This window comes from Sphaerisporangium dianthi (assembly GCF_042654065.1).
Lineage (GTDB): Bacteria > Actinomycetota > Actinomycetes > Streptosporangiales > Streptosporangiaceae > Sphaerisporangium > Sphaerisporangium dianthi.
Window position 1 is genome coordinate 115,275 of record NZ_JBHSFP010000009.1, and the last position, 18,760, is coordinate 134,034.

18 protein-coding genes are annotated in these 18,760 nt (G+C 69.7%); 8 read left to right on the plus strand and 10 right to left on the minus strand.

Annotation, left to right across the window (positions count from 1 at the left end; translation table 11 throughout):
- The first annotated feature begins 86 nt into the window (after positions 1-86).
- On the plus strand, positions 87-1,070 hold the full coding sequence (gene pip, locus ACFO60_RS15875; protein WP_380841033.1) for a prolyl aminopeptidase: 984 nt from the start codon (positions 87-89) through the stop codon (positions 1,068-1,070).
- Between the two features lie 133 nt (positions 1,071-1,203).
- On the opposite strand, the gene abc-f is transcribed toward pip, so the two are convergent.
- The 4 genes from abc-f to ACFO60_RS15895 all read right to left on the minus strand — a co-directional run bounded on the left by abc-f (position 1,204) and on the right by ACFO60_RS15895 (position 4,988).
- Complete coding sequence (abc-f, locus tag ACFO60_RS15880) at positions 1,204-2,832, minus strand: ribosomal protection-like ABC-F family protein (protein WP_380841034.1); 1,629 nt, start codon at positions 2,830-2,832, stop codon at positions 1,204-1,206.
- 297 nt (positions 2,833-3,129) lie between these two features.
- On the minus strand, positions 3,130-3,417 hold the full coding sequence (locus ACFO60_RS15885; protein WP_380841035.1) for an Lrp/AsnC family transcriptional regulator: 288 nt from the start codon (positions 3,415-3,417) through the stop codon (positions 3,130-3,132).
- A gap of 2 nt (positions 3,418-3,419) precedes the next feature.
- A complete protein-coding gene (gene trpD, locus ACFO60_RS15890) occupies positions 3,420-4,493 on the minus strand; it encodes an anthranilate phosphoribosyltransferase (protein WP_380841036.1) in 1,074 nt (357 codons plus the stop codon).
- Between the two features lie 96 nt (positions 4,494-4,589).
- The gene (locus tag ACFO60_RS15895) at positions 4,590-4,988 is read right to left on the minus strand and encodes a hypothetical protein (RefSeq protein ID WP_380841196.1); all 399 of its coding nucleotides are present in this window, start codon (positions 4,986-4,988) and stop codon (positions 4,590-4,592) included.
- A 183-nt stretch (positions 4,989-5,171) separates the two neighbouring features.
- On the opposite strand from ACFO60_RS15895, the gene ctaE reads away from it, so the two are divergent.
- Genes ctaE through qcrB form a run of 4 tightly spaced genes read left to right on the plus strand, consistent with a single transcriptional unit; the run spans position 5,172 to position 9,367 of the window.
- Positions 5,172-5,795 carry an aa3-type cytochrome oxidase subunit III gene (gene ctaE / locus ACFO60_RS15900; RefSeq protein ID WP_380841037.1) on the plus strand — a complete coding sequence of 208 codons (624 nt, stop codon included), beginning with the start codon at positions 5,172-5,174 and terminating at the stop codon, positions 5,793-5,795.
- 17 nt (positions 5,796-5,812) lie between these two features.
- Positions 5,813-6,643 carry a cytochrome bc1 complex diheme cytochrome c subunit gene (qcrC, locus tag ACFO60_RS15905; protein ID WP_380841038.1) on the plus strand — a complete coding sequence of 277 codons (831 nt, stop codon included), beginning with the start codon at positions 5,813-5,815 and terminating at the stop codon, positions 6,641-6,643.
- The gene (qcrA, locus tag ACFO60_RS15910; RefSeq protein ID WP_380841040.1) at positions 6,636-7,709 is read left to right on the plus strand and encodes a cytochrome bc1 complex Rieske iron-sulfur subunit; all 1,074 of its coding nucleotides are present in this window, start codon (positions 6,636-6,638) and stop codon (positions 7,707-7,709) included. Before qcrC ends, qcrA begins: the two co-directional genes overlap by 8 nt.
- Positions 7,706-9,367 carry a cytochrome bc1 complex cytochrome b subunit gene (qcrB, locus tag ACFO60_RS15915; protein WP_380841041.1) on the plus strand — a complete coding sequence of 554 codons (1,662 nt, stop codon included), beginning with the start codon at positions 7,706-7,708 and terminating at the stop codon, positions 9,365-9,367. Before qcrA ends, qcrB begins: the two co-directional genes overlap by 4 nt.
- 90 nt (positions 9,368-9,457) lie before the next feature.
- On the opposite strand, the gene ACFO60_RS15920 is transcribed toward qcrB, so the two are convergent.
- The 4 genes from ACFO60_RS15920 to ctaC form a co-directional block, all read right to left on the minus strand.
- Positions 9,458-10,741, minus strand: coding sequence for a L,D-transpeptidase (locus tag ACFO60_RS15920; protein WP_380841042.1), 1,284 nt, complete (start codon positions 10,739-10,741; stop codon positions 9,458-9,460).
- 221 nt (positions 10,742-10,962) lie between these two features.
- Entirely contained in the window at positions 10,963-11,358 is a 396-nt protein-coding gene (locus tag ACFO60_RS15925; protein WP_380841043.1) for a cytochrome c oxidase subunit 4, read from the minus strand.
- Positions 11,355-13,025, minus strand: a complete 1,671-nt coding sequence (ctaD, locus tag ACFO60_RS15930) for an aa3-type cytochrome oxidase subunit I (protein ID WP_380841044.1) — start codon at positions 13,023-13,025, stop codon at positions 11,355-11,357. Before ctaD ends, ACFO60_RS15925 begins: the two co-directional genes overlap by 4 nt.
- Positions 13,022-13,777 carry an aa3-type cytochrome oxidase subunit II gene (gene ctaC, locus ACFO60_RS15935; RefSeq protein ID WP_380841045.1) on the minus strand — a complete coding sequence of 252 codons (756 nt, stop codon included), beginning with the start codon at positions 13,775-13,777 and terminating at the stop codon, positions 13,022-13,024. Before ctaC ends, ctaD begins: the two co-directional genes overlap by 4 nt.
- A 248-nt stretch (positions 13,778-14,025) precedes the next feature.
- On the opposite strand from ctaC, the gene ACFO60_RS15940 reads away from it, so the two are divergent.
- Positions 14,026-15,162 (plus strand): cysteine desulfurase family protein, encoded by a 1,137-nt coding sequence (locus tag ACFO60_RS15940; RefSeq protein WP_380841047.1) that lies wholly within the window; start codon positions 14,026-14,028, stop codon positions 15,160-15,162.
- Positions 15,163-15,254: 92 nt separating this feature from the next.
- Positions 15,255-15,527 carry a sulfurtransferase TusA family protein gene (locus ACFO60_RS15945; RefSeq protein ID WP_380841048.1) on the plus strand — a complete coding sequence of 91 codons (273 nt, stop codon included), beginning with the start codon at positions 15,255-15,257 and terminating at the stop codon, positions 15,525-15,527.
- Positions 15,528-15,615: 88 nt separating this feature from the next.
- Here the strand turns inward: ACFO60_RS15945 and ACFO60_RS15950 are convergent, their stop codons facing one another.
- Both ACFO60_RS15950 and erpA read right to left on the minus strand, forming a co-directional pair.
- Complete coding sequence (locus ACFO60_RS15950; protein WP_380841049.1) at positions 15,616-16,602, minus strand: carbohydrate kinase family protein; 987 nt, start codon at positions 16,600-16,602, stop codon at positions 15,616-15,618.
- A 367-nt stretch (positions 16,603-16,969) separates the two neighbouring features.
- On the minus strand, positions 16,970-17,323 hold the full coding sequence (gene erpA, locus ACFO60_RS15955) for an iron-sulfur cluster insertion protein ErpA (protein WP_380841050.1): 354 nt from the start codon (positions 17,321-17,323) through the stop codon (positions 16,970-16,972).
- A 206-nt stretch (positions 17,324-17,529) separates the two neighbouring features.
- Here erpA and nadA point away from each other — a divergent pair, with 206 nt between their 5' ends.
- Entirely contained in the window at positions 17,530-18,714 is a 1,185-nt protein-coding gene (nadA, locus tag ACFO60_RS15960; RefSeq protein ID WP_380841051.1) for a quinolinate synthase NadA, read from the plus strand.
- Positions 18,715-18,760: the final 46 nt, after the last annotated feature.

Here is an 18,760-nt window from a genome sequence, read left to right on the forward strand (position 1 = left end):
CGCGTCCCGGCTCCGCACGGCCGAATCAGAAGTGATCTCCGGTACGGCCGGGCCCACGGTGATCCATCGTCGGTTAGGAAGGGCACATGAGCGAAATCGACTGGCATCCTCCGATCGAGCCGTACACGTCGGGGATGCTCGCCGTGGGCGACGGTGACGAGATCTACTGGGAGGAGTGCGGGAACCCCGAGGGCAAGCCCGCGGTGTTCCTGCACGGCGGCCCCGGCGGCGGCCTCCTCCCCGACAGTCGGCGGTTCTTCGACCCGTCCGGCTACCGCGTCGTGCTGTTCGACCAGCGCAACTGCGGCCGCAGCCTGCCGCCCGCCGGCGACCCGAAGGTGTCGCTGGAGAACAACACCACCCCGCACCTGGTCGCCGACATCGAGCGGCTGCGCGAGCGCCTGGGGATCGAGCGCTGGCTCGTCTTCGGCGGCAGCTGGGGCAGCACCCTGGGCCTGGCCTACGCCCAGGCCCACCCCGAGCGGGTCACCGAGCTCGTGCTGCGCGGCATCTGGCTGGTCCGCCCGTCCGACGAGGCCTGGGGGTTCACCCCGGCGGGCGCGGCCCACCTGTTCCCCGCCGAGTGGGCGGCGTTCCGCGCGGCGATCCCCGCCAGCGAGCAGGACGACCTCGTCGCCGCCTACGGCCGCCGCATCACCGATCCGGACCCTTCGGTGCACATCCCCGCGGCCCGCGCCTGGATGGCGTGGGAGCTCTCGGCCAACACCCTGCTGCCGGTGGCGCCGCCCGACCTGGAAGACGCCACGGTGCTGGCGTTCGCCCGCATCACGCACCACTACATCAGCAACGGCGGCTTCCTCCCTCCGGAGGGACTGCTGGCGGGCGTCGACCGCGTCCGGCACATCCCGGCGGTCATCGTGAACGGCCGCTACGACGTCAAGACGCCGCCGGACCAGGCCTGGGATCTTCACCAGGCCTGGCCCGAGGCGGAGTTCCACATCGTGGAGGACGCGGGCCACGGCGGTTCGGAGCCCGGCATCCGCCGCCTGCTCGTCGAGGCCACCGACCGCTTCCTCCGGCCGTCCGCTCGTCCCGCCAGTGCCGAATAGGCCCTGGACCGCCATGCCGCGTGTCGCGTCCGCGTCGGCTCCGGGGCTCATGTCCGGATCTCGCGGGCGTGACCGGGCAGATCTTCACGCTCCGCCCGGTCACGCCGGCCCTGGGCGACCGCCCGCCGCTACCTCAGTCCGCCTCGGAGCCCAGCAGGCGGCCGCCGGTGAGGCGCAGCCGGCGGGTCACCTTGATCTCGGCGAGGAAGCGCTCGTCGTGGCTGACGACCACGAACGCGCCTTCGTAGGCGTCGAGCGCGCTCTCCAACTGGCCGACGCTGACCAGGTCGAGGTTGTTGGTCGGCTCGTCCAGCAGCAGCAACTGGGGCGCCGGTTCGGCGTACAGGACGCAGGCCAGGGTGGCGCGCAGCCGCTCGCCGCCGGACAGCACCCTGACGGGCAGGTGCGCGCGGGAGCCGCGGAACAGGAAGCGGGCGAGCAGGTTCATCCGCTCCGCCTCCGGCATGGCCGGCGCGGACGCGGCCAGGCTCTCGGCCACGGTGCGGTCGAGGTCGAGCAGGTCCAGCCGCTGGGACAGATAGGCGACGCGGCCGTCCGCCGGCTTGGCCAGGCCGCCCTCCGGCTCCAGCTCGCCGCCGATCAGGCGCAGCAGGGTGGACTTGCCCGCGCCGTTCGGGCCGGTCAGCGCGATGCGCTCGGGGCCGCGGATCACCAGGTCGGCGCCTTCCCCGGCGAACAGGGCCCGCTCACCGAAGCGGACCTGCATCCGTTCGCCCTCGAAGATCGTGCGTCCGGCGGGGACGTTGGTGCCGGGTAGGTGCAGTGCGATCTTCTGTTCGTCGCGCAGGGCGCGGCTCGCCTCGTCGAGCCGGGCCTTGGCGTCGCTCACCCGCGCGGCGTGCGTCTCGTTCGCCTTGCCCGCGGACTCCTGGGCGTTCCGCTTGAGCGTCCCGGCGAAGATCTTCGGCAGCCCGGCGTTCTTGAGGTTGCGGGAGGCGTTGCTCGCCCGGCGCGCCGCCCGCTCGCGGGCCTGCTGCATCTCGCGCTTCTCCCGCTTGACCTCCTGCTCGGCGTTCCTGATGTTCTTCTCGGCGACCCCGCGCGCGGCGCGGACGGCCTCCTCGTACGCGGTGAAGTTCCCGCCATGGAAGCGGACCTCGCCCTGGTCGAGCTCGGCGATGCGGTCCATGCGGTCGAGCAGTTCCCGGTCGTGGCTGACCAGCAGCAGGCAGCCGTTCCAGTCCTCCAGCACGTCGTAGAGCTTGCGCCGCGCGTCGAGATCGAGGTTGTTGGTCGGCTCGTCCAGCAGCAGCACGTCGGGCCGCTTCAGCAGCTGCGCCGCCAGCCCGAGGGAGACGACCTGGCCTCCGCTCATGGTGTGCAGGCGGCGGGCGAGGGAGACGTCCCCGAGGCCGAGCCGGTCCAGCTGGGCACGGGTGCGCTCTTCGATGTCCCAGTCGTTTCCGATCGTGGTGAAGTGCTCCTCGCTCGCGTCGCCGGCCTCGATGGCGTCCAGCGCCTCGATGATCGAGGCGACGCCGAGGACCTCGGCCACGGTCAGGTCTCCGGCGAGGGGCAGGCTCTGCGGGAGATGGCCGAGCACCCCTTCGACGGACACCGAGCCGCGGGCGGGACGGTGCTCACCGGCGATCAGCTTGAGCAGCGTGCTCTTTCCGGCGCCGTTCGGCGCGACGAGGCCCGTGCGGCCGCCGCCCACGGTGAAGGAGAGGTCCTGGAAGACGGGGGTGTCGTCAGGCCAGGAGAAAGAGAGGTTCGAGCAGATGATGAACGTATCGGACATGCGAGAAGACCTTGCGTGTGCTGCGGGCGCGCGCCGCGGCCGCCCGGCAGGGACGGGTTCGGGGGACGACGAGAACGACCACGGCGGCTGCGCTCGAAGCGCGCCTGCCGGTGGCCGCGACCTCCGGTATCACCCGGAGATGTCGTCGTCACCTGCCACGTCTGGTCTCCTTGGTCCGGCGTACAGTGCCCTGCACTATAGCAGTCGATCCGCCGCTCCCCGTCGCGGCGAGTCTCCGCACGTCACGAGTCTCCGCACGTCACGAGCCGGCGCTCGTCCCGCACTCGCGCGACGCGGTCAGTCGGCCTCGGCGAAACCGATGGAGAAGGCCGCGTCGAGGTCGTGCCTGGAGTAGGTGCGGAAGGCGAGGTGGGTCTCGGTGGCGAGGACGCCGGCCACCTTGTTGATGCGCCCGGGGATCACCTCTGCGATCTCCTCGTACGCGGCCACCCGGACCATCGCCACCAGGTCGTAGTCCCCGGTGATCGAGTACACCTCGCTGACCCGGTCGAGATCGGCGATCGTCTGGGCGACCTCGGGGATCCGGTCGACCTCCGCCTTGATGTGCACGATCGCGGTGATCATAGTCAGGACCTTCTGTAGGAGCGGCTGATCTGTACCCAGCGGGTGAGGGTCTCGGCGGCGCGGCCGGAGTCGACGGCCTCGGCGGCACGGGCGTAGGCCCTGCTCATCGCGGCCACCAAAGCCTCGCCGGGAGGGCCGGGATCGAGGGAGGCGTCGCCGGCCTCGAGGCTGACCAGGGCGGCGGCGGCGTTGAGCAGCACGGCGTCGCGCACCGGGCCGGTCTTGCCGTCCAGCAGCTCGTGGACGGCGCGCGCGTTGAACTCGACGTCGCCCCCGCGCAGGGCGCCGGGCTCCGAGCGGGCGACTCCGATGTCGAGCGGGTCGAAGGCGGCCTCGACGGCGGTGCCGTCCCTGACCACCCACACGGTGGAGGTGGTGGCCGTGGACAGCTCGTCGAGCCCGTCGTCGCCCCGGAACACCAGGGCCGACACGCCGCGCTCGGCGAAGACCCCGGCGACGACCGGCAGCATGCGCGCGTCGTAGACGCCGATGGCCTGCGCGGTCGGGCGGGCCGGGTTGGCGAGCGGGCCGAGGAAGTTAAAGAAGGTGGGAATGCCGATCTCTTTGCGCACCGGGCCGGCGAACCGCAGCGCCGGGTGGTAGACCGGCGCGAAGCAGAACGCGATGCCCGCCTCGACGGCCGTCCTCGCCGTGAGCTCCGGCGGCAGGTCGAGGACGACCCCGAGGTGTTCGAGGACGTCGGCGGCGCCGACGGAGGACGAGGCCGAGCGGTTGCCGTGCTTGACGACCCGCGCGCCCGCGCCCGCCGCGACGATCGCCGCCATGGTGGAGATGTTCACGGTGTGGGTGCGGTCACCGCCGGTGCCCACGACGTCGACCGTCGGACCGTCGACCGACAACGGAGTGGCGACCTCGAGCATGGTGCGCGAGAGCCCGACCACCTCGGCGACCGTCTCTCCCTTGGCCCGCAGGGCCGTGGCGAAGGCGGCGATCTGTGCTTGCGTCGCGGCGCCCGACATGATCTCGCCCATGGCCCAGGCGGTCTCGTCGGCGGTCAGATGCTCGCGGGCGAGCAGGGCCGTGAGCAGCGCGGGCCACGTGGTGCGCGCGTCCATGGAGTCTCCGGTCGGTGGGAGGTGATGCTCGATGGGAGGTGACTCTCAGTGAGATGTGTCCCCGTTGATCTGTGACGCTCGGGTGGGAGGCGACGCTCAGTGAGAGGTGATGCGGGAGGCCGAGCGGCTTCGCAGCAGACCGGCGACGGCCTCGGCGAGCGCCATCGGGTCGATCGGCTGCGCCACGACGGCGTCGGCGCGGGACCAGTCGGCGAGCCAGCGGTCGTCGCGGCGCGCGATGATCAGGCAGATCGGCGGGCAGTCGTACACCTCGTCCTTGGCCTGGCGGCTGATGCCCATGCCGCCCGCGGGGACGGCCTCGCCGTCGAGCACCGCGACGTCGATCTCGCCGGAGTCGAGGTGCTTGATGACCGCCGGCTGCGTGGCGCACTCGACGACCTCGACGAGGGGCACGTCGGCGGCGGGACGCCGCCCGATCGCCAGCCGCACCTTCTCGCGGGTGCTTGCGTCGTCGCTGTAGACGAGAACCCTCATGCTCACGGTCGCGCTCACTATCGGTTGGGACGAGGTATGGTCACCACGGATGCTACCTGTCCCCGGCGACGGAAACCCAGACCAGTCACACTTAGCGCCGTTCCAGCCGTATGTCTGGTTCGTTGGGCCTGAGGTGGCCTTACCGGGGGGTCGTGCGGCGACCCGACCTCTACAGCCGCAATAATGTCGGGCGTGGCGACAGCATCCGCAATTACGACGACAGCAGCACCGTCCCGCCGGCCGAATCTGGTCCAGGTCGGGACGATCGTCTGGCTGTCCTCTGAGCTCATGTTCTTCGCGGCGCTGTTCGCGATGTACTTCACCATCCGGTCGGTCAGCCTCGGCCAGGGCAAGCCCTGGCCCACGCTGCCTGAAGGCGTCCACCTGGACATCCCGTACGCGCTGGTCAACACGATCGTCCTGGTGCTGTCGAGTGTGACGTGCCAGCTCGGCGTGTGGGCCGCTGAGAAGGGTCAGGTCAGGAAGCTCCGGTTCTGGTACATCATCAGCTTCCTCATGGGCGCGTGGTTCGTCGGGGGCCAGCTGTACGAGTACCACAACCTCGTGGAAGAGGGCGTGACCCTGTCCTCCAACGCCTACGGTTCGGTCTTCTACCTGACCACGGGCTTCCACGGCCTGCACGTGACCGGTGGTCTGATCGCGTTCCTGTTCATGCTGGGACGCACGTACGCCGCGAAGCGCTTCACCCATGAGCAGGCCACCAGCGCGATCGTCGTGTCCTACTACTGGCACTTCGTCGACGTCGTCTGGATCGGCCTCTTCGCGACCATCTACATCATCAAATGATCGGAACGAGGATATCGGTGAACTCGATCACCGCACGGAGGCGGCATCCACTCGCGCGATACGCCGTCCTCCTCCTTGCCCTGAGTCTCCTCGGAGGGGTCTACGCCCTGGTGGCGCCCGGAGGAGACCGAGCTGACGCGGCGATCGCCTCCGGCAAGGCGGACGACGTGGCCGCGGGCAAGGATCTTTTCGCGGCGCACTGCGCGAGCTGCCACGGCCTGAACGGCGAAGGGTCGTACTCGTCCGGCGGTGCATCGGGCCCGAGCCTCGTCGGCGTCGGCGCGGCCGCCGTGGACTTCCAGGTGTCCAGCGGCCGCATGCCGTTCGCCGACCCCGGCCCCCAGGCGCCGCGCAAGCGCCCGCCGGACTGGGTGAACCAGGACACCATCCGGCAGCTGGCCGCGTACGTCCAGTCGCTGGGCGGCGGCCCGACCAAGCCTTCCCTGGAGTCGGTCGACCCGGCCAAGGGCGACCCCGCGAAGGGCGGCGAGCTGTTCCGGGCGAACTGCATCCAGTGCCACAACTTCGTCGGCTCGGGCGGCGGCCTGACCTACGGCAAGTACGCCCCTCCGCTGAACCCCGCCACTCCCACGCAGATCTACGAGGCGATGGCCACGGGCCCGCAGGCGATGCCGGTCTTCAACGACAGCACGATCACGCCCGAGGAGAAGCGGGACATGATCGCCTACATCGTCAGCGTCCGTCAGCAGCCCGACCCGGGCGGCAGCGGTCTCGGCCGCATCGGCCCGGTGACCGAGGGCCTGGTCGGCTGGGTCGTCGGCATCAGCCTCCTCGCCCTCGCCGCCATCTGGATCACCGCGAAGAAGCGTCAGGCCAACCATGACTGAGATCCCCAACGACACCCAGCAGGCCGAGGACCGCGTACCGAGGCGCGTCATCGGCACGCCCGCGCCCGGGGGTGAGGCGTCCGCGCTCGGCGCGCCGCCCAGCGCCCACGAGGAGATCGTGGACGAGGGGGTGATCTACCCCGACCCCGCCAAGGCCCGCAAGGCCGAGCGCGTCGTCGCGCTGTTCTTCGTGGTGTCCTTCCTCGCGGCGATCGTGTTCATCGTCGCCTACGTGGTCTTCCAGGTCGGCACCATCGACAAGACGCAGACCTCGAACTTCGCGCTCGGAGCCTCGCTGACCGTCGCCCTGCTGTCGCTGGCGTCCGGCATCGTGGTCTGGGTCCGGCAGATCATGCCGAAGTACAACCTGGTGCAGCAACGCCACCCGATGGTGTCGGCGCCCGAGGTCCGCGACAACGTCGGCGCGACCTTCCTGCAGGGCGCCAACGAGAGCGGCTTCGTCAAGCACAAGCTGCTGCGCCGCACGCTCCTGCTGGCCGCCGCCCCGCTGGGCCTCCTGCCGCTGGTGCTGCTGAAGGACCTCGGCCCCCTCCCGGGGACGAGCCTGCGGCACACCGTGTGGAAGAAGGGGCTGCGCCTGATGGTCGAGGGCACCAAGCAGCCGATCCGCGCCGCCGACTTCAACTCCCCCGGCGGCATCCTGTCGGTGGTGCCCGAGGGCCACGAGGAAGACCTCAACGCCCTGGCCAAGGCCACGCTCATCCTGATCAAGTTCAGGCCTGAGGACCTCAAGCCGGGCACCAACCTCAATTGGACCCACGACGGCATCGTTGCGTACTCTAAAATCTGTACGCACGTGGGCTGCCCTGCGGCACTGTACGAGCAGACGACGCACCACATCCTCTGCCCCTGCCACCAGTCCACCTTCGACGCGGCCGACGGAGCGAAGGTCATCTTCGGCCCCGCGGCCCGTCCCCTGCCCCAGCTGCCGATCGCTGTCGACGGCGAGGGGTACCTCATCGCACAGAGCGACTTCAACGTCCCGGTCGGCCCCAGCTTCTGGGAGCGCGGAGACGCCGAAGCCGAAGTCAGGGGGAAGGCATGAGCCTGGACGAGACTCCCAAGGCCATAGCGGGACCCGCGAACTTCATCGACGAGCGCATCGGCGCGGGGAACTTCCTCAAGCGCAACCTGCGCAAGGTCTTCCCTGACCACTGGTCGTTCCTGCTCGGTGAGATCGCCCTTTACTCGTTCGTCATCCTGCTGCTCACCGGCACGTTCCTGACGTTCTGGTTCAAGCCGAGCATGGGTGAGGTCACCTACAACGGCGCGTACGCGCCGCTGGTGGGCGTCCGCATGTCCGAGGCGTACGCCTCCTCGCTGCACATCAGCTTCGACGTGCGCGGCGGCCTGCTCATGCGCCAGATCCACCACTGGGCGGCCCTGCTGTTCGTGGCGGGCATGATGGTGCACATGCTCCGGGTGTTCTTCACCGGCGCGTACCGCAAGCCGCGCGAGCTCAACTGGATCATCGGCGTCCTGCTGCTCACGCTGGCGCTGCTGGAGGGCCTGACCGGCTACTCCCTCCCCGACGACCTGCTCTCGGGCGCCGGTCTGCGGATCACCGAGGGTGTCGCCATCTCGATCCCGCTGGTCGGCACGTACATCACCTACTTCCTGTTCGGCGGGGAGTATCCGGGCCACGACGTGATCTCGCGGTTCTACAGCATTCACATCCTGCTGATCCCGGGCATCCTGCTGGCGCTGATCTCCGCCCACCTGATCCTGATGTGGGTGCAGAAGCACACCCAGATGCCGGGCAAGGGCCGCACCGAGAAGAACGTCGTCGGCGCGCCGTTCTACCCGTCGTTCATGGCCAAGTCCGGGGCGTACTTCCTGTTCACCTTCGGCGTCGTGGCGCTGCTCGGCACGTTCGCCCAGATCAACCCGATCTGGCTGTTCGGGCCGTACACGCCGGCCGACATCTCGGCGGGGTCCCAGCCCGACTTCTACATGGGCTTCCTGGAAGGCTCGCTGCGGCTCATGCCGTCGTGGGAGATCAACTTCCTGGGATACACCCTGCCGCTGAGCGTGCTGATCCCCGCCCTGCTGCCGATGGGCATCATCATGACGGGCCTGGCGCTCTATCCGTTCGCCGAGCAGTGGATCACCGGTGACAAGAGCGAGCACCACGTCGCCGACCGTCCCCGCAACAACCCGCACCGCACCTCGATCGGCATGGCCGCCATCGCCTTCTACGGCATCCTGTGGCTGCTGGGCGCCAACGACTGGATCTCGGCGAAGTTCCACATCTCGCTGTACACCACGACGGAGGTCGGCCGCGTGCTGATCTTCCTCGGGCCGGCGATCGCGTACTTCATCACCTACCGCATGTGCATCGGCCTGCAGCGCCACGACCAGGACGTGCTGTCGCACGGCGTCGAGTCCGGCGTCATCAAGCGGCTGCCGCACGGCGAGTACATCGAGGTCCACGTCCCGCCGGCCGAGGACATCGCGGCGCACGTGCGCGGCAAGAAGTCCATCCCGGCCATCGAGGCCGCCTCGGACGGCGAGGGCATCCCCCCGAAGGGGATGCGCGGCCCGCTCGGCAGGCTCCGCGCCAAGCTCAGCGAGACCTACTCGGCCGACACCGAGGCGATCTCGCTGGACGGGCACCACAATGGTCATGACGGCCACGGGGCCCCGCACGCCGCGGTGGGCGCCGGGACCGACGACGAGACCACCAAGTCGATCGGCCACTGAACGACGGCCGTCTGATCGGCTCAGACCGGCAACCGGCGAGGAAGGGGCCCGGGCGCGTCACGCGCCCGGGCCCTTTCACGTCCGCTCCCGTCAGGAGGTGACGCGCCGCTTGGTCGTGTCGTCGGCCTTCTTGGTCGTGTGGTCGGACACCGGGACGGCCGACAGGGCCTCGGTGGTGAAGCCGGACCGCAGCCCGCTCCACCGCAGCCACTGCGGCCAGCTCTCCTGCCAGTGCCCCCACCCGTTGCCGGGGTCGAGCTGGCGGGGCGTGCCGCTCACGATGATCGGGTCGCCGATGAGAGTGGTCTCCTTGAACCACTTGGCGTTCGAGGGGCTGACGTTGATGCAGCCGTGGCTGACGTTGGAGTTGCCCTGCGAACCCACCGACCAGGGCGCGCCGTGGACGTACTCGCCGGTGTCGGAGATGCGCACGGTGTCGTAGACCGTGAGGCTGTAGTAGCCGGCGCTGCCGGGGCCGGCGTCGGGGGAGGTCATGGTGGTGACGTCCTCGCGCGACATGGCCAGATGCACGCCGTTGGTCGTGTAGTGGTTCCAGCTGCCGCCGTCCCCCGCGCTGAGCGGTATGGTCCTGATGACCTCGCCGCCGCGCTTGACCGTCATCTGGTGGGTGGAGGTGTCGGCGTGGCTGATCTGGGAGCGCCCGATCTCGAACTCACGGACGTAGTCCTGGGAGCCGTACATGCCGGGGCCTCCGCGCACTCCGGCGAGTTGCGCGACCAGCTTCACCTTCGTGTTGGCCGGCCACCAGCGCTTGGGCCGGAAGCTGACCGACTTGTCGTCGAACCAGTGCCAGGCGCCCTCCACCGGCTTCTCGCTCTGCACCAGGAGGTTGCGCTCGACCGACACGCGGTCGGTGATGCCGTGGTCGAAGGTCAGCATGATCGGCATGCCGACGCCGACGGTGAGGCCGGTGATCTCCTTGTGCGGCAGGATCTTGTCCACCGCGAACATCTGTGTGGCCTTCAGCGTGGAGAACTCGCTGGTCACCTGCTTGGTACCGCCCGAAGGGCCGACGGCGACGACGCTGACCTCGTAGGTCTCGCCGGGGGCCATCGTGCGCTTGCTGCGCCACTGGGTGCGGTCGGCGCTCAGCACGCCCGCGATGAAGGTGTTGCCGGTCTTGGCGCGTACCGTGACGCTCCTCAGAGCGCCGTTGACGGCTCCGACCATGATGGGCAGCTCAGGGGCCACCTGGGCCGCCCCGTTGCCCGGAGAGACGTTCACGGCCACGTCCTGCCGTGAACCAGAGGCACCTTGTCCTTTCTCACTGCCGGAGCCCGCGCAACCAGCTGCCAGCAGCAGGGCCAGCGCTCCCGTCCCTATGGCGACCACCCGGATCTCGACGTGTCTCACGTTACGTCTCCCCCGCTCCGATGGATCACTCCTTGTGAGTTATTACCCGGTTACAGCGTGTCGTGTACCCCTCCTGAAGGAGAAAGGCCGAAACGACCAGCAAAAAAGCCGCGCGGGCGGCCGACGCTTCCTTGACGGAGAGCAGTCGGCCGCCCGCGCGGCGAGAGGGGTGCGAAGACGGGGCCGGGGGCACGCCGGAGAAGACGCGCCGGGCCGTGTCGTCAGTGCGTGAAGTGACCCCGGTAGTACTGGAAGACGAAGCCGATGGTGGCCATGATCACCGCGAAGACCCCGATGATGAACATCCACCAGCCGATGACGAAGCCCACGGTCATCAGCGCCACCGCGAGGCACAGGAACAGCGGCCACCAGCTCGACGGGCTGAAGAAGCCCAGCTCGCCCGCGCCGTCGCTGATCTCGGCGTCCTTCCTGTCCTCCGGCTGGTCGCCGATGCGGCGCGCGGTGTAGAGCAGGTAGTAGCCGATCATCAGCGCCAGGCCGACCGAGATGGCCAGCGCCGTGGTGCCGGTGGGTTCCTTGGACCAGAACCAGTAGACCAGGTCGACCGCGGCGAAGAAGACGCCGCAGAGGAGGAACAGCCAGCCTTGGACCTTCATCGAACCTCCTCCAGTTCCTGCTTGGGAGCGAGCCGGTGCGGGTTGTGGAGGTCGAACGCGGGACGCTCGGACCGGATGCGCGGCAGGCGGGTGAAGTTGTGCCGCGGCGGCGGGCACGAGGTGGCCCACTCGAGGGAGTTGCCGAAGCCCCACGGGTCGTCGACGGTGACCTTCTCACCGTGACGCCAGGTCCGCCACACGTTGTACAGGAACGGCAGCGTCGAGGCGCCCAGGATGAACGCGCCCACCGAGGAGATCACGTTGAGGTCGGTGAAGTTGTCGGCCACCGAGTAGTCGGCGTAGCGGCGGGGGAAGCCCTCGGCGCCGAGCCAGTGCTGCACCAGGAAGGTGGTGTGGAAGCCGATGAACAGCGTCCAGAAGTGCCACTTGCCCAGGGTGTCGTTGAGCATCCTGCCGGTGAACTTCGGCCACCAGAAGTAGAAGCCGGAGAACATCGCGAACACGACGGTGCCGAAGACGACGTAGTGGAAGTGGGCGACCACGAAGTAGGAGTCGCTCACCTGGAAGTCCAGCGGCGGCGAGGCCAGGATGATGCCGGTCAGGCCGCCGAACAGGAACGTCACCAGGAAGCCCACCGCGAACAGCATCGGCGAGGCGAAGGTGATGTGCCCGCGCCACATCGTGCCGATCCAGTTGAAGAACTTCACGCCGGTGGGCACCGCGATGAGGAACGTCATGAACGAGAAGAACGGCAGGAGCACCTGGCCGGTGACGAACATGTGGTGCGCCCACACCGCGGCCGACAGGCCGGCGATGGCGATCGTCGCGCCGATGAGGCTCATGTAACCGAAGATCGGCTTGCGGCTGAAGACCGGCAGGACCTCGGTGATGATGCCGAAGAACGGCAGCGCGATGATGTACACCTCGGGGTGCCCGAAGAACCAGAACAGGTGCTGCCACAGCATGGCGCCGCCGGTGGCCGCGTCGAAGATGTGCGCCCCGAGGTGGCGGTCGGCCTCAAGGCCGAGCAGCGCGGCGGCCAGCACCGGGAAGGCCAGCAGCACCAGGATGCTGGTGAGCAGGATGTTCCAGGTGAAGATCGGCATCCGGAACATGGTCATGCCCGGGGCGCGCATGCAGATGATCGTGGTGATGAAGTTGACCGCGCCCAGGATGGTGCCGATGCCGGACATCGACAGACCCATGATCCACAGGTCGCCGCCCAGGCCCGGGGAGGAGATGGCGTCCGACAGCGGGACGTAGGCCGTCCAGCCGAAGGAGGCGGCGCCGTCGGGGGTGAAGAAGCCCGAGACGGCGATGGTGCTGCCGAACAGGTAGAGCCAGTAGCTCACCATGTTCAGCCGCGGGAACGCCACGTCCGGCGCGCCGATCTGCAGCGGCATGAGCTCGTTGGCGAAGCCCGCGAACAGCGGGGTCGCGAACATCAGCAGCATGATCGTGCCGTGCATGGTGAACAGCTGGTTGAACTGCTCGTTGCTGACGAACTCGAGGCCCGGCTGGGCCAGCTCGGCGCGCATGATCAAAGCCATGACGCCGCCGATGAGGAAGAACACGAAAGAGGTGATGAGGTACAGGTGGCCGATCACCTTGTGGTCGGTGGACGAGGCCCACCGGGCGATGACGGTTCCCTTGCGGGCGCGCCGCGGGACGGCCGTACCGGCGATCGGCTCGTTGATGGCGGTCACTGGGCACTCCCCGCCTGGCTGTTGACGTACTGGTCGTACTCGGCCTGGGGCACGAGCTTCACGGTGAAGAGCATGCGGCTGTGATCGACGCCGCACAGCTCGGCACAGCGGCCGGCGAACTCACCGGTCTTGTCGAGGGTGTGGATCTCGAAGACGTTCTTCACACCCGGGATCACGTCGCGCTTGAACAGGAACGCGGGCACCCAGAACGAGTGGGCCACGTCCGGCGAGGTGAGGTCGAACTGGACCGACTTGTTCACCGGCAGCACCAGCACGGGCCGCTTGGCCGGGGTGCCGACGACGCTGACCGTCTTGCCGCCGGACTCGCTGGTGAAGCGCCAGCTCCACTGGAAGCCCTCGACGTGCACCTTGACGTCGGGATTCTTCGACACCGCGGTGATGGTGGTCTCGTCACGGGCGGTGAAGTAGAAGAACACCGCGACCATGATGATCGGCACCGTGGTGTACAGGATCTCGATCGGCAGGTTGTAACGCACCTGGGGCGGCAGGGCGTCGCCGGTGTTCTTGCGCTTGCGGTGGAACGCGCAGGCCCAAAGGATCAAACCCCAGACGACGACACCGACGGCGAGGGAGGCGATCCAGGCACCGTTCCAGAGACTCTGGATGATGCCGGCCTCTTTGGTGACGCCTTGGGGGAAGCCGGCACGATCCCACGTGCCAGGGCCCCCACACGCCGTCAGGGAAACCAGCAGCGCCGCCAGGGCGGCGGCGCCCGGCACCCTTCGGGCCAACGGACGCCGTCTAGTACGGCGGGTCGGACTCACGGATCGCCTACCCCACAGATAAAGCCCAAGAGTCCCCCTCCTGGGCGGTCGTTACCAGATTCACGATGTTCGCGCTCTTGGTTGGCTCACGTCACGCTGGGGGACACATTAGCGCGGACAGGGGCCGCCCTCCTTCTCAGCCCCCGCGAACGGAAGGGCGCCGCGCCCGGCTCCCCCGTCGCGGCGGGCTTTCGCGCGGGTGCGAGCATGAACGCGTGGCGTACTTCGACGCGGCCTCGGCCGAGCCTCTGCACCCCGCCGCCCGCAAGGCGCTGATCACGGCCCTGGACGCGGGCGGCGCCGATCCCGCCCGGCTGTACGGCGCGGCGCGGCAGGCACGGCTCCTGCTCGAACGCGCCCGCGCCGAGGCCGCCGAGGTGATCGGCGCCCGGCCCGACGAGGTCTCCTTCACCTCCTCCGGGACGCAGGCGGTCCATCTGGGGGTACTGGGGACGCTGCTCGGCCGCCGCCGCGCCGGGCGGCGCGTGGTGGCGAGCGCCGTCGAGCACTCCAGCGTCCTCGCCGCCGCCGCGGCGCACGAGCGCGAGGGCGGCGCCGTGGAGCTCGTCGGCGTCGGCATGACGGGACGGGTGGACCCGGCGGAGTTCGGCGCGGCCGTCGCGGCGGAGGGCACGGCGCTGGCCTGCCTGCAGACCGCCAACCACGAGGTCGGCACCCTCCAGCCGGTCGCGGAGGCGGCCGAGGCGTGCCGGGCGGCCGGGGTGCCGCTGCTGGTGGACGCCGCCCAGACGCTCGGGCGGCTTCCCGTCCCGGCGGGCTGGTCGGTGCTGGCGGCCAGCGCGCACAAGTGGGGCGGCCCCGCCGGGGTCGGGGTGCTGGCCGTCCGCAAGGGCACCCGCTGGCGCTCGCCGCTGCCCGAGGACGAGCGCGAGCGCGGCAGGGTGCCGGGCTTCGAGAACGTGCCCGCCGCCGTGGCCGCCGTGGCCGCGCTGCGGGCCGCCGTCGCCGAGGCCGAGCAGGAGAGCGCGCGGCTCTCGGCGCTGGTGGACCGCGTACGCCAGGCCGTGCCACGCCTCGTGCCGGACGTCGAGGTGGTCGGCGAACCGGTGCTGCGAGCCCCCCATATCGTGACGTTCTCGTGTCTTTACGTACCGGGTGAGGCGATCTTGGCCGAACTGGACAAGGCGGGCTTCGCCGTATCGTCCGGCAGTTCGTGCACGGCGAGTACGCTACGTCCATCCCACGTGTTGGAGGCGATGGGGGTGCTCACCCACGGCAACGTCCGGGTGTCGCTGCCCAGGGGCGCCTCGGCCGCGGACGTCGACCGGTTCCTCGCCGTCCTGCCGGGCATCGTCCGGCGCGTCCGCGAGAGCGTGGGGGTGAGGTCGTAGAGATGCGGCACGACACGAGGCCCGAGCCCTCGCGGCGGGCCCGCCCCGGCGGAACGCGCCGGGACGGCGACGACGGCAAAGGTGGATCGGTGATGGCAGGCACGCAGCAGCAGGCGGCCGGGGGGCCACAGCCCTCGGCCGCGCTCACGATCGACGCCCTGGGGCGCAAGTGCCCCATCCCGATCATCATGCTGGCCGAGCAGATCAACCAGGTGCCGCTCAACGCGACCGTGGCCGTCCTCGCCGACGACCCGGCCGCGTTCACGGACGTCCCGGCGTGGTGCCGGCTGAAGTCGCACCACCACGTGGGCACCTATGAGCTGCCGCAGGGCGGCTGGGCGATCCACGTGCGCCGCAACTACTGACGGCGCGCCCGGCCGCGGGCGAGCGGCCGATGGCGCGACGGACGGTGACGCGGCCGGGGTGACGCGGCCGGGGGTGACGCGCGCGCGGTCAGGCGTAGTGGCACACCAGGCGCGGCTCGACCTCGGCCGCGGCGGCGGCGCCGTAGGCGGCGGTGAACCGCTCGATGAAGGCGCCCTTGCCGAGCTGGTACTCCTGCCCGCCGACGTGCTCGAGGACGTAGGTGGCGGTGAGGTTGCCGATCTGGCCGCAGCGCTCCAGCGACAGGTCCCACGACAGGCCGGACAGGAAGCCCGCGCGGAAGGCGTCGCCCACGCCGGTCGGGTCGACCTTGCGGATCTCGGGGGTCGGGGGGACGTGCACGCTCGGCTCGCCCTGGCGGTCGATGCGGGCGCCCTTGGGGCCGAGGGTGGTCACCCGCACCCCGACCCGGGACAGCACCTCTTCGTCCGACCAGCCGGTCTTCTGCTCGACGAGCGCCTTCTCGTAGTCGTTGGTGAACAGGTAGGCCGCGCCGTCGACCAGCGCGCGGATCTCCTCGCCTTCCATGCGGGCGAGCTGCTGGGAGATGTCGGCGCCGAAGGGGATGCCGCGCTGACGGCACTCGTCGGTGTGGCGGAGCATCGCCTCAGGGTCGTTCGGGCTGATCATGATCAGGTCGAGCCCGCCGACCCGCTCGCTGACCGGCCGCAGCTCGATGAGCCGGGCCTCCGCCATCGCCCCGGTGTAGAAGGAGGCGATCTGGTTGTGGTGCTCGTCGGTCGTGCACAGGAAGCGGGCCGTGTGGTGCAGGTCGGAGACGTGCACCGAGTCACAGTCGACGCCGTGGCGCGTGAGCCAGGAGCGGTAGTCGGCGAAGTCGTCGCCGACCGCGCCCACGAGGACCGGCGAAAGGCCGAGGCACCCCATGCCGAAGCAGATGTTGGCGGCGGTGCCTCCGCGCCTGATCTGCAGGTCATCGACCAGGAAGGACAGCGACACGCGGTCGAGCTGCTCGGCGATGAGCTGGTCCCCGAAGCTACCCGGGAAGGTCATCAGATGATCGGTCGCGATGGATCCGGTGACGGCGATGCGCACGGGCTCGCTCTCCTCGTTGTCAGCCTCGATGAGCCCGCCAAGAATACGCCACGGAAATCGTCCCAGCGTCGTGAACCGCTCGTGGACGATCTCCGCACGGGGCGCAGCACGGGCCCGCGCCTCCGGCCGCTCGCGCCACGTCACTGCGCGCCCTCGCGTGACCTGCCGCGGAGCCCGGCGGACCCTGGCACACCCCTACCGGTTCGACAGCGGTCCGCACGCCGAATCCCGCGCCCCCCGGCCCGCGCGGGACCGGCGCCCGGAGGCAACCGAACAGTGTCGGCCGGGCGACATGGCGATGCGGGTGGGCGCGGGCATGCCTGAACCCCGCCCGGCGAAAGCTCGAGCGGGGCGCCGGCGGATCTATCTAGTTGAACGAGTCGCCGCAGGCGCAGGAGCCTGTGGCGTTCGGGTTGTCGATCGTGAAGCCCTGCTTCTCGATGGTGTCGACGAAGTCCACCGTGGCCCCCATGAGGTAGGGCGCGCTCATGCGGTCGGTGACGACGCTGACCCCGCCGAAGTCGGAGACGACGTCCCCGTCCATCGAGCGGTCATCGAAGAAGAGCTGGTAACGCAGGCCCGAGCAGCCACCGGGCTGCACCGCCACGCGCAGCTGGAGGCCCTCTTCGCCCTGCTGCTCGAGCAGGGTGCGCACCTTGGACGCGGCCGCGTCGGTCAGGACAAGGCCCTGCTGCGTGGTCTCGCTGCTCTCAACCGTCATCTGTTGACTCCCCGTCTGCCAACGCCCCTCGGGGACGGAGGCCTGGTTCTGAGGTCTCACTCAGACGCTACCAACAGCCGGGCACCTCCACACATTCCTGTCTCAGGGTTCGGTCCGCTCTTCACCCCCTCTGCGCGGTGCATCTCCTGGCGTATGCCATCATTAGTCGTCAACTAGACGATAAGCCCCCTTAAGAGGTGTAAGCCGTGACGACCACCGAAACCGGCCTTCCGCTCTTCGTCCTCGGCCAGGGCGCCGACACCCACAGCGAGCGCGGCGTCGACTGCCCCGGCGAGCTGCCCGCGGCCTCCGACCCGGATCTGGTCGCGCGCGCGGTCAGGGCCAAGGCGGCGCTCGGCGACCGGCTTTTCGTGCTCGGGCACCACTACCAGCGCGACGAGGTCATCCAGTTCGCCGATGTGACCGGCGACTCGTTCAAGCTCGCCCGCGAGGCCGCCGCCCGGCCCTCCGCGGAGTACATCGTCTTCTGCGGCGTCCACTTCATGGCCGAGTCGGCCGACATCCTGACCGGCGACTCCCAGCGCGTGGTGCTGCCCGACCTGGCCGCCGGCTGCTCCATGGCGGACATGGCGACCTTCGACCAGGTCGAGGAGGCGTGGGAGGTCCTGACCGACCTCGGCATCGCCGACGTCACCGTGCCGATCACCTACATGAACTCCTCGGCCGACATCAAGGCGTTCTGCGGTCGCAACGGCGGCGCCGTCTGCACCTCCTCAAACGCCCGCCGCGCCCTCACCTGGGCCTACGACCAGGGTCCCGAGGGCCCGGACAAGCAGGCCGGCGAGCGCAAGGTGCTGTTCCTGCCCGACCAGCACCTGGGCCGCAACACCGCCGTCCTGGACATGGGCCTGTCCCTGTCCGACTGCGTGGTCTACAACCCGCACCGCCCGAACGGCGGCCTCACCGACCAGCAGCTCAGGGACGCCAAGATGATCCTGTGGCGGGGCCACTGCTCGGTGCACGGCCGCTTCTCGGAGTCGTGCGTGGACGAGGTACGCGAGCGGATCCCCGGCGTCAACGTGCTGGTGCACCCCGAGTGCAAGCACGAGGTGGTCAACAAGGCCGACTATGTCGGGTCCACCGAGTACATCATCACCATGCTCGACCAGGCCCCCGCCGGGTCCGCGTGGGCCGTCGGCACCGAGCTGAACCTGGTCAAGCGGCTGGCCGCCCGGCATCCGGACAAGACGGTGACCTTCCTCGACCGGACGGTCTGCTACTGCTCGACGATGAACCGCATCGACCTGCCGCACCTGGTGTGGGCGCTGGAATCGCTCGTCGAGGGCGAGGTCGTCAACCAGATCACCGTCGACGCCGACACCGCCCACTGGGCCAAGGTCGCCCTCGACCGCATGCTCGCCCTCCCCTAGGACGCCGGGAAGGCGTGCCGCCGGCCCGGCCCTCCGGTCGTGCGGC